This window comes from Actinomadura sp. NPDC049382 (assembly GCF_040677125.1).
Lineage (GTDB): Bacteria > Actinomycetota > Actinomycetes > Streptosporangiales > Streptosporangiaceae > Spirillospora > Spirillospora geliboluensis.
Genome location: NZ_JBFARO010000107.1, coordinates 16,976 through 27,065, shown reverse-complemented (window position 1 = coordinate 27,065; position 10,090 = coordinate 16,976). Strand labels below are relative to the sequence as shown.

General features: G+C 73.6%; 10 protein-coding genes. 3 read left to right on the top strand and 7 right to left on the bottom strand.

Annotated features, from left to right (window positions below):
- Positions 1–87 precede the first annotated feature (87 nt).
- A complete protein-coding gene (locus tag AB0K34_RS36505; protein ID WP_364553363.1) occupies positions 88–873 on the top strand; it encodes an alpha/beta fold hydrolase in 786 nt (261 codons plus the stop codon).
- A gap of 58 nt (positions 874–931) precedes the next feature.
- On the opposite strand, the gene AB0K34_RS36500 is transcribed toward AB0K34_RS36505, so the two are convergent.
- The 6 genes from AB0K34_RS36500 to AB0K34_RS36475 form a co-directional block, all read right to left on the bottom strand.
- On the bottom strand, positions 932–2,083 hold the full coding sequence (locus AB0K34_RS36500; RefSeq protein ID WP_364553361.1) for an acyl-CoA dehydrogenase family protein: 1,152 nt from the start codon (positions 2,081–2,083) through the stop codon (positions 932–934).
- A gap of 86 nt (positions 2,084–2,169) precedes the next feature.
- Positions 2,170–3,423 carry an aminotransferase class III-fold pyridoxal phosphate-dependent enzyme gene (locus AB0K34_RS36495; protein ID WP_364553359.1) on the bottom strand — a complete coding sequence of 418 codons (1,254 nt, stop codon included), beginning with the start codon at positions 3,421–3,423 and terminating at the stop codon, positions 2,170–2,172.
- 101 nt (positions 3,424–3,524) lie between these two features.
- Entirely contained in the window at positions 3,525–4,190 is a 666-nt protein-coding gene (locus tag AB0K34_RS36490; RefSeq protein ID WP_138637686.1) for a GntR family transcriptional regulator, read from the bottom strand.
- Between the two features lie 18 nt (positions 4,191–4,208).
- Positions 4,209–5,021 carry a maleate cis-trans isomerase gene (locus AB0K34_RS36485; RefSeq protein WP_364553357.1) on the bottom strand — a complete coding sequence of 271 codons (813 nt, stop codon included), beginning with the start codon at positions 5,019–5,021 and terminating at the stop codon, positions 4,209–4,211.
- Between the two features lie 44 nt (positions 5,022–5,065).
- A complete protein-coding gene (locus AB0K34_RS36480) occupies positions 5,066–5,827 on the bottom strand; it encodes an Asp/Glu racemase (protein ID WP_171069097.1) in 762 nt (253 codons plus the stop codon).
- Positions 5,828–5,843: 16 nt separating this feature from the next.
- Positions 5,844–6,326, bottom strand: coding sequence for a DUF3830 family protein (locus tag AB0K34_RS36475; protein ID WP_171069098.1), 483 nt, complete (start codon positions 6,324–6,326; stop codon positions 5,844–5,846).
- Positions 6,327–6,714: 388 nt separating this feature from the next.
- Between AB0K34_RS36475 and AB0K34_RS36470 the strand changes: the two genes are divergently transcribed.
- Positions 6,715–7,644, top strand: a complete 930-nt coding sequence (locus AB0K34_RS36470) for a D-2-hydroxyacid dehydrogenase (protein WP_364553362.1) — start codon at positions 6,715–6,717, stop codon at positions 7,642–7,644.
- Positions 7,645–7,646: 2 nt separating this feature from the next.
- Positions 7,647–9,044, top strand: coding sequence for an amidase (locus AB0K34_RS36465; RefSeq protein ID WP_364553356.1), 1,398 nt, complete (start codon positions 7,647–7,649; stop codon positions 9,042–9,044).
- Here the strand turns inward: AB0K34_RS36465 and AB0K34_RS36460 are convergent.
- Positions 9,031–10,044: an alcohol dehydrogenase catalytic domain-containing protein gene (locus AB0K34_RS36460; RefSeq protein WP_364553355.1), complete on the bottom strand. Its 1,014-nt coding sequence runs from the start codon at positions 10,042–10,044 to the stop codon at positions 9,031–9,033. The genes AB0K34_RS36465 and AB0K34_RS36460 overlap by 14 nt on opposite strands.
- Positions 10,045–10,090: the final 46 nt, after the last annotated feature.

The window sequence follows — 10,090 nt, the reverse complement described above, 5'->3', positions numbered from 1 at the left end:
GTGGCGGCGACCGGTGCGTACTGTCGGTCGATGGCCAGCAACTACAACCACGTCCCGAAGCCCGCCGTCGTGGCGGTGAGGGACGGCATGGTCGCGCCCGCCGCGCACGCCGAGACCAGCCCGGACGGCGCGAACGACTGGAACTGCAAGCCGTCGTTCTGGCACCCCCGGCCGGTCGTGCTCGTGCACGGCACGTTCGAGAACATGGCGTTCAACTGGCAGAAACTCTCCCCGGCGCTGAAGAAGGCCGGATACTGCGTCTACGCCCTCAATTACGGCGGCCCGAAGGACGGCCCCATCCAGGGGATCGGCGACATTCCGACGTCGGCCGGGCAGCTGTCGGCGTTCGTCGACAAGGTGCTCGCCTCGACCGGGGCGTCCAAGGTCGACATGGTCGGGCACTCGCAGGGCGGCATGATGCCCCGGTACTACATGAAGTCCCTGGGCGGGGCCGCGAAGGTCAACAAGCTGATCGGGCTCGTCCCGTCCAACCACGGCACGAACCTGGCGGGGCTGGTGCAGCTCGGCAGCCTGCTCGGCATCACGCAGGCGGTGGTGAAGGCCGCGCCGGCCGCCGGGCAGCAGATCACCGACTCCGACTTCCTGAAGGACCTCAACGCGGGCGGTGACACGGTGCCCGGCCCGTCCTACATCGTGCTGGCCACCAGGTACGACGAGGTCGTCACGCCCTACACCTCGGCGTTCCTCAACGGGTCGAACGCGCAGAACGTCCTGCTCCAGGACAAGTGCGCCAACGACACCAACGCGCACGTCGGGATCGCCTTCGACCCGGTGGCGATCAAGTTCGTGCTGAACTCGCTCGACATCTGGGGCCCGTACTGGCCCATCGACTGCGGCGACCCGCTCGGCTGACCCGCCTCCCGCGCGGCGGCGCCCGGCGGACCCTCTCCCCGCCGGGCGCCGCTCCCGGCTAGAGGCCGAGGCGCTTGGCCGCGATCTCGTTCATGATCTCGTTGGTGCCGCCGCCGATGCCGAGGATGCGGGCGTCGCGGTAGTGGCGCTCCACCTCCGACTCGCGCATGTAGCCCATGCCGCCGTGCAGCTGGACCGCCTCGTGCACGACGTGCTCGCAGGCGAGGACGGCGGTGTTCTTGGCGTAGGCGGTCTCGGTGAGCACGTCCTCGCCCGCGGCGTGCCGCTCGGCGACCGCGCGGACGTAGGTGCGCGCCACGTCCGTCTGCCGGGCCATCTCGGCGATCTTGTGCCGGACGAGCTGGCGGGACGCGAGCGGGCGGCCGAAGGTGTCGCGGTCGCGGACCCAGCCGAGCGTGAGGTCCAGGCAGCGCTGCGCCGTCGCGTACGCCTGGACGGCGAGGGAGAGCCGCTCGGTCACGAAGTTCTGCACGATCTGCAGGAACCCGGTGTTCTCCGCGCCGACCAGGTTCGCGGCCGGCACCCGGACGTCGCTGAACGACAGCTCCGCCGTGTCGGAGCAGAGCCAGCCCATCTTGCGCAGCGGCCGCGACACGGTGAAGCCGGGCGCGCCCTTCTCGATCACCAGCAGCGAGATGCCGTCGAAGCCGGGGCCGCCCGTCCGCACCGCGGTGGTGACGAAGTCCGCGCGCACGCCCGAGGTGATGAACAGCTTGGCGCCGTTGACGACGTAGTGGCCGCCGTCGCGGACGGCGGTGGTGCGGATGCCCGCCACGTCCGATCCGGTGCCGGGCTCGGTGATGCCGAGCGCGCCGATCGCCTCGCCCGCGAGCACCGGCCGGGCGAACCGGTCGATCAGCGCGTCGTCGCCGGAGGCGATGATGTGCGGCAGCGCGATCCCGTGCGTGAACAGCGACGCGACGACCCCGCCGGAGCCGCCCGCCTGGATGATCTCCTCGGCGACGATCAGCGCGTCGAACAGGTCGCCGCCGGACCCGCCGGCCTTCTCCGGGAACCCGGCGCCGAGCAGGCCCGCCGCGGCGGCCCGCGCGTGCAGCTCCCGGGGGAGCTCGCCGGCGTCCTCCCAGCCGGCGAGGTGCGGGACGATCTCCCGCGCGGTGAAGTCGCGGACGAGCCGGCGCAGCTCCGCGCGCTCGGGGGTGTGCCAGGGACGCAACGCCGCCTCCATGATGTAGAACCAGATTCGGAATCTAACAGGAGGCGGGCGGGCGGCGGAGCGGGGGGCGGCGCGCCGGCCGCCCCCCCGCCGGGCGGTCAGCCGACGGCGTCCGCCACGGCCCGCGACCAGAGCGCGAGGGCGTCGTCGACCTGCGCGTCGGTGACGATCAGCGGTGGGATCATCCGGACGACGTTCCCGTACGCGCCGCAGGTCAGCAGCAGCAGCCCGTGCTCGGCGGCGGCCTGGTGCGCCCGCTGCGCGGCGGCGGCGTCGGGCTCGCCGTCCGGCCCGGTGAACTCGCTGGCCTGCATGAGCCCGAGCCCGCGCACGTCGCCGATCTCCGGATGGTCGGCGGCGACCTTGCGCAGCCCGTCGTTCAGCCGCGCGCCCTGCCGCTCGGCATTGGCGACGAGGCCCTCCTCGTCGATGACCTGGAGCGTCGCGAGCGCGGCGGCGCAGGCGACCGCGTTGCCGCCGTAGGTGCCGCCCTGCGAGCCCGGCCGCGCCTTCTCCATCAGCGCGGTCGGCGCCGCGATCGCCGACAGCGGGAACCCGCTGGCCAGGCCCTTGGCGGTGATGAGGACGTCCGGCCGCGCGTCCGCGTGCTGGTGGCCCCAGAACCGGCCGGTGCGCCCGAACCCGGTCTGCACCTCGTCCATGATCAGCAGGATGCCGTGCCGGTCGGCGCGCTCGCGCAGTCCCTCCAGGAACGCGGGCGGCGCCGGGATGTAGCCGCCCTCGCCGAGCACCGGCTCGACGACGAACGCGGCCGTGTCGGACGCCGGGCTGGCGGTGACGAGCAGGTAGTCGAGCTCGCGCAGCGCGAACCGGGTGGCCTCCTCCTCGTCCCACCCGTAGCGGTAGGCCTGCGGGAACGGCGCGATGGTGGCGCCCGGCATCAGCGGGCCGATGCCGGCGCGGAACTTGGTGCCGGCGGTGGTGAGCGCGGCGGCGCCCATCGTCCGGCCGTGGAAGGAGCCGTGGAAGACGACGATGTTCTGCCGCCCGGTGGCGTGCCGCGCGAGCCGGATGGACGCCTCGACGGCCTCGCTGCCGCTGTTGAGGAAGAACAGCGAGTCCAGGCCGTCCGGCAGGACGTCGCCGAGCGCGTCGACGAGCCGCAGCAGGGGTTCGTGCATGACGGTCGTGTACTGCCCGTGGATGAGCGTGCCGACCTGCTTCTGCGCCGCCTCCACCACGCGCGGGTGGCAGTGCCCGGTGTTGGTGACGCCGATGCCCGCGGTGAAGTCCAGGTGCCGGCGGCCTTCGGTGTCGTAGAGGTAGACGCCCTCGCCGCGTTCGGCCAGGACGGGTGTGGCCTGCTTGAGCAGGGGTGACAGCGTCGCCATGCGCGTCCCTCCGGTAGATTGTCGACAATCTGCAATCTAGGTGCCCCCGGGCCCGGTGTCCAGGGCCCCGGGTGCCCGGGGGCGGTGCCTCCTCGGGGCGGCTACGGCCGGGAGGCGCGCAGCCGCTGGATCGAGTCGGTCATGTGCTCCTCGATGAGGACGAGCAGCCGCTCCTCCTCGCCGTCGCCGATCGCGTCGACCAGCCGCCGGTGCTCCTCGACCAGGTCGGACGGCTCGGGGTAGGTGTCCTGGAGCGCGTTCAGGCACATCCGGGTCTCCACCAGCAGGGTGTGCGCCATCCGCTCCAGCCGGGGGCTGCCGGACGAGCTCACCAGCACCTCGTGGAACGCCTGGTCGGCGTCGCTCATCGCGACCCGGTCGCGCTGCTGCGCCGCCTCGACCAGCGCGTCCAGGGCGTCGGTGAGCCGGGCCACCGCCTCGCCGCGGTTGCGCGCCATGATCAGCCGGCACGCCTCCCGCTCGATCGCGAGCCGGGCCAGGTAGACGTCCTCGACGTCGCCCTCGTCCAGCGTGATCACGAACAGCCCGCGGTGCGGCTCGCTGACCAGCAGCCCCTCCTGGACGAGCCGCTGCATCGCCTCGCGCAGCGGGCCGCGGCTGATGCCGAGGCGCCCGGCGAGCTCGGCCTCGCCGAGCTGCGCGCCGGGCTCCAGCGACCCGTACATGATCGCCTCGCGCAGCTCGTCGGAGACGAGCTCGACGGTGGACTTGCGGGGGACAGGTTCCAGCTCACCCAATCGGCCCATGCCGCGGGCCCCTTTCGTTCATAGCTGCCAGGTATGTCGTCCCGGCCCGGCCCCCTGGCCGGCGGGGACGGCGGAGACGTCGGCGGGCACGGCGAACAGCCGGCCCAGCCCGGTGCGCGGCGCGAGCCCCCGGGGGCCGGACGCGAGCCGCAGCCCCTCCCACACGCTCACCTGGTTCGCGGTCAGCACCGGCTTGCCCACCCGCGCCTCCAGCTCGTCGAGCCAGGACACGGTGTGCAGCGCGGTGTCGGGCACCAGCACCGCCTCGGCGTCCGGATGGTCGTTCGCCGCGACGAAGGCCAGCACCTCCTCGCGCCCGAGAGTGCCGACCTCGGCGGCGGTGACGATGCCCCGGCAGGACAGCGCCACCACCTCGACGCCGGCGTGCGCGAGGAAGGCCACGAACCGCTCGGCGACGTCGGCCGGGTAGGTCGCGGCGACCGCGACCCGGCTCAGCCCGAGCGCCGCCGCCGCGTGCACGAACGCGAACGACGTGCTGGACGCGGGCACGCCCGCCGCCGCGCGGACGCCCTCGACCTGCCGGGCGGCGCCGTCCCAGCCGAACACGAAGCTCCCGCTGGTGCACGCCCAGACCGCGGCCTGGACGCCCATGCCGCGCAGCGTGCGGGCGCCCTCGCCCAGCACGTCGTCGCCCCCGATGTCCAGCAGCGCGTCGACGCGGTGGGCGTCCTCGCGCATCAGCGTGTGGACGACCGGCAGGGCGACTCCGCCGGACCCCTGGCCCCGCAGGGCGCGCTCGATCGCGGGGTAGTCGTCCTCGGCGCTGTACCCCGGGTACAGGAATCCGGCGCTCACCGTGTTCTGCCGCATATGCCCGCCAACCCTACCTTCGCCGATCATGGACCCCATGGCGGTCACGCCGCCGTGGACGGCGCGAGCTGCGCCAGCGACTGCCCGGGACCGGCCGCGGAGCGGCCCATCGCGCGCAGCGCCGAGCACATCGTCACCTGGTTGGCGGTCAGCACGGGCTTGCGGATCATCTGCTCCAGCGGGGCGATGATGTCGTAGGTCGGCACGTTCGTGCAGCTGATGAAGACGGCCTCGGCCTCGGGGGCGTCCACCGTCGACACCGCGGCCACGATCTCGCCGTAGCCGACCTTCCAGATGTGGCTGAGCAGCCCCATCCCGACCGACGACACGACCTCGATGCCGTACTCGCCGAGGAACGACACGAGCCGCTCGGTGACCGCGTCTATGTACGGCGTGACGACCGCGATGCGCGAGACGTTCAGCAGCCGCAGCGACTCCACCAGCGCGCCGGAGGTCGTCGTCGACACCGGCGCGCCGGCCGACATCATCGACTGGTGCAGCTCCAGCTCGCCCGCCTTGCCGCGGATGAAGCTGCCGGACGCGCAGGCGTAGGCGACGGCGAGCGGCTCGGGGGCGAGCACGTCCCGGGTCGCCTGCCGGACGATCGACTGGTCGGACAGCGCGGACGCCATCTCGACGGTGACCGGTACCGGGACGTACGGCAGCCGGGTCATGAAGAGCGAGACGTCGTCGGGCGTCCACCGCCACAGCTCGCGGTCGAGCGCGAAGTCGAACGGCGCGACCACCCCGATGCCGTGCTGGGCGAGCAGCTCGGGGCCGACGACCAGCGTGGGGTCGAATGTCATCTGCGAGGCCACCGCTCTAGGACTCGGCGCGGCGGTAGACGAGGCGCTCGCCGACGCCGCCGGAGCGCCAGACGTCGTTGCACGCCTCCGCCATCCGGTCGAGCCCGTCGACGATCGTCGCGTAGACGTTGCCGGGAACCCAGCCGACGTCCCCGTTGAGCAGCAGGTTGTTGCGGCCGTAGAAGATCGCGAGGTCGATCACGCCGGGCAGCGCGTGGATGTTCTTCTCCTCCTTGAACTTGCGGTCGAGCATCCCGCCCGCGAAGGAGAAGTAGACGACGTCGCCCGGAATGGGGGTGACGGTGGGGTTCTCCAGGCCGACCTCGTCCTCGGAGAACCGTTCGACCATCGTGTACACCTCGTTGCGGGCGTACTTGGCGTGGTACGCGTCGCCACCGAGGGGCAGGGCTTGCCACACCGCCTCGCAGGTCCGCGGCGCGTCCTTCTCCAGCAGCTCCGCGACGCACGAGACGCCACGACGCTCCAGGGTGATGGTCATGAGCTTGGGCATGCTGGACCTCCCCGTGAACAGGGGTTGGCGAGAGCGTCGCCACCCGAAGGACTCTCCATGTTTGCGGGAGGCGGACCCCCGCACCCCCGCGAACGGGGGTCTAGTCAGAGCGCTCTGGGATCCGTCCTGGCCTGTGCATGGGCAACGGTTGCGACGGTCTTGCAGCACACATACCCAGTGCGGTGAACCGGGGCCGCGGTCCAACGCGCTGATTGTTGACAATCCTACGAACCCTTCCTAGCGTGTCAATGCCTCTCCGAGTTGCCTTCACGTAAACTCCGCCGACCCGGAAGTGACGCCGATGGAGCCTGTCCAGCCCGCACCAGGTGAGCCGCCCGGCGTGGTGGTGCTCGTGGGGGACGCCGAGCCCCGCGGAATGGCGGCGGCGGAGCGGCTCGCGCGCGTCCGGTACGTGCGCGAGAACGCCCTGGCGCAGGCGCTTCCCGGCGCCGACGCGGTCTTCATGTGGGACTTCCTCTCCGACGCGCTCGCGGCCGCGTGGCCGGCCGAGGGCGGCCCCCGGTGGGTGCACATCGCGAGCGCCGGAGTCGACCGCCTGCTGTTCCCGGCCCTCGTCGAGGGGGACACGGTTGTCACCAACTCGCGAGGGGTTTTCGACGAGCCGATCGCCGAATACGTCCTCGGGCTGGTACTCACCTTCGCCAAGGACCTGCACACCACGGTCCGGCTCCAGGGCGAGCGGCGCTGGCGGCACCGCGAGACCGAGCGCATCGACGGCGCCCGCGCGCTCGTGGTCGGCACCGGGCCGATCGGCCGCGCCATCGGCCGCCGGCTCGCCGCCGCCGGGCTCGCCGTCACCGGCGCGGGCCGCACCGCCCGCGACGCCGACCCCGACCTCGGCACCGTCGTCCCGATGGAGGGGCTGGACGCGGCGCTCGCCGCCGCCGACTACGTCGTGCTCGCGGCGCCGCTCACCGAACGGACGCGCGGCATGATCGACGCGGCGGCGCTGGACCGGATGCGCCCGTCCGCGCGGCTGATCAACGTGGGCCGGGGCGCGCTGGTCGCCGAGCCCGACCTCGTCAAGGCGCTGCGCGCCGGCCGGATCGCGGGCGCCGCGCTGGACGTCTTCGAGGACGAGCCGCTGCCGCCGTCGTCGCCGCTGTGGGAGATGCCGAACGTGCTCGTGTCCCCGCACATGTCCGGCGACGTGGTCGGCTGGCGGGACGAGCTCGTCCGGCTGTTCACCGACAACCTCGGCCGCTTCGCGGCGGGGCGCCCGCTGCGCAACGTCGTCGACAAGCGGCTCGGCTACGTGGGTTCCGGCATCGAGCAGAGGGGGTAGCCATGGCCGACGCGGCCGACCTGACCGCGACCGAACTGCTGGCGGAGTACCGGGCCGGGACGCTCTCCCCGGTCGAGGCCGCCGAGTCCGTCCTCGCCCGGATCGCGCGGGACGACCCGAAGCTGAACGCGTACTGCCTCGTCGACGAGGAGACGACGCTCGACATGGCGCGGGCCTCCGCCGACCGGTGGCGGCGCGGCGCGACGCTCGGCCTGCTCGACGGCGTGCCCGTCTCCATCAAGGACGTCCTGCTCACCCGCGGCTGGCCCACGCTGCGCGGTTCCACGACGATCGACCCGGCGGGCCCCTGGGACGAGGACTCCCCGGCCGTGGCGCGGCTGCGCGAGCAGGGCGCGGTGTTCGCCGGCAAGACCACCACGCCGGAGTTCGCGTGGAAGGGCGTCACCGACAACCCGCTCACCGGCGTCACCCGCAACCCCTGGGACCCGTCCCGCACGCCGGGCGGGTCGAGCGGCGGCGCGGCGGCGGCCGTCGCCGCGGGCATGGCGCCGCTCGCGCTCGGCACCGACGGCGGCGGCTCGGTGCGCATCCCCGCCTCCTTCACCGGCACCTTCACCATCAAGCCGACGTACGGCCGCATCCCGCACTACCCGGCGAGCCCGTTCGGGACGCTCGCGCACACCGGCCCGATGACGAACACCGTGGCCGACGCCGCGCTGCTGCTGGACGCGGTGTGCGGCCCGGACGGCCGCGACTGGTCGGCGCTGCCGCCCCCGGACGTCCCGTTCTCCGACGGCGGCCCCGACGACCTGGCCGGCCTGCGCGTCGCCTACAGCCCCGACCTCGGCTTCGCGCGGGTCGACCCGGAGGTGGCCGCGTCCGTCGCGGCCGCCGCGGAGGTCTTCACCGAGCTGGGCGCGAAGGTCGAGCAGGCCGACCCGGGCATGGGCGGCGACCCCGTCGGCGAGTTCGAGGTGCTGTGGTTCGCGGGCGCCGCGAAGGTCGTCGAGCACCTGTCCGCGGCGGACCGGGCACGGCTCGACCCGGGCCTGCGGGAGATCTGCGAGCGGGGCGCGCGGTACTCGGCCGTCGAGTACCTCACCGCCACCGCCCGCCGGATGGAGCTCGGCCGGATCATGGGCCTGTTCCACGAGCGCTACGACCTGCTGCTCACCCCGACGATGCCGATCGCCGCGTTCGAGGCGGGCCGGGAGGCCCCGGCGGGCGCCCCGTCCCCGCGCTGGACGGGCTGGACCCCGTTCACCTACCCGTTCAACATGACCCAGCAGCCGGCCGCGAGCCTGCCGTGCGGCTTCACCGAGGACGGCCTGCCCATCGGCCTCCAGGTGATCGGCGCGCGGCACGCCGACGGCCTGGTCATGAGGGCCTGCGCCGCCTTCGAGAAGGCGCGCCCGTGGCGGCGGTTCAACCGAAGGTGATGACGGCGCGGCCGTGGTGGGCGCCCTCGTCCATCGCGGCCAGCACGCGCGGCGCCTCGTCCAGCGGGACCGGCGTGACCTCGGGGACGATCCCGTGCGCCACCGCGAAGTCGAGCGTGTCGCGCAGGTCGTGCGGCGACCCGGACGGCACGCCCATGACCCGCAGCCGGTTCATCACGAGGGCGGCCGGCGGCACGCTGACGTTCTCGGCGCCCATGCCCAGGTAGAGCAGGGTGCCGTCGGGGCGCAGGCCGCCGAACGCGGCGAGGCCGGTCGCGGTGTCGGGGGCGGTGTTCACCACCACGTCCGCGCCGCCCCAGGCGCGCAGGGCCTCGGCCGGGTCCTGCTCGGCGGTCGGCACGAACAGCTCGGCGCCGAAGCCGCGCGCCTCCTCCTCGGCGCGGCGCGACCGGGAGACCACGGCGACGCGGGCGCCCATCGCGGCGGCGAACCGCAGCGCCATCGTGCCGACGCCGCCGGTGCCGAGCACGGCGACCCGCGACCCGGCGACCGCGCCCGCGCGCCGGAGCCCGTTGAACGCGGTGATCCCGGCGCACATCAGCGGGGCGCCGGCGACCGGGTCCAGGCCGTCCGGCAGCGGGGTGACGAAACCGGCGCGGCCGACGAAGTACTCGGCGTAGCCGCCGTCGGTGTTGACGCCCGTGATCCGCTTGGGCGCACCGGTGCACAGGATCTGGTCCCCGCGCACGCACTGGTCGCAGTGGCCGCACGAGCCGTGGATCCAGCCGGCCCCGACGGGGGTGCCGACGGCGGGCCAGTCGACGCCCTCGCCGAGCGCGGCGACGACGCCGCTGATCTCGTGCCCGGGGACGGCCGGGAACGTCCCGAACGGGTAGTGGCCGCGCAGGTGGTTGACCTCGGAGAAGCACATCCCGCACGCGGTGACCCGGACGAGGATCTCGCCGGGGCCCGGCTCGGGCACCTCGCGTCCGACGATCTCCAGTGGCTTGCCCGCGGCGGGCAGAACGGCGCTGCGCATGAGCGCATCCCCTCTCGGTAGCGGCGGCGACCGGCCGCCATATCAG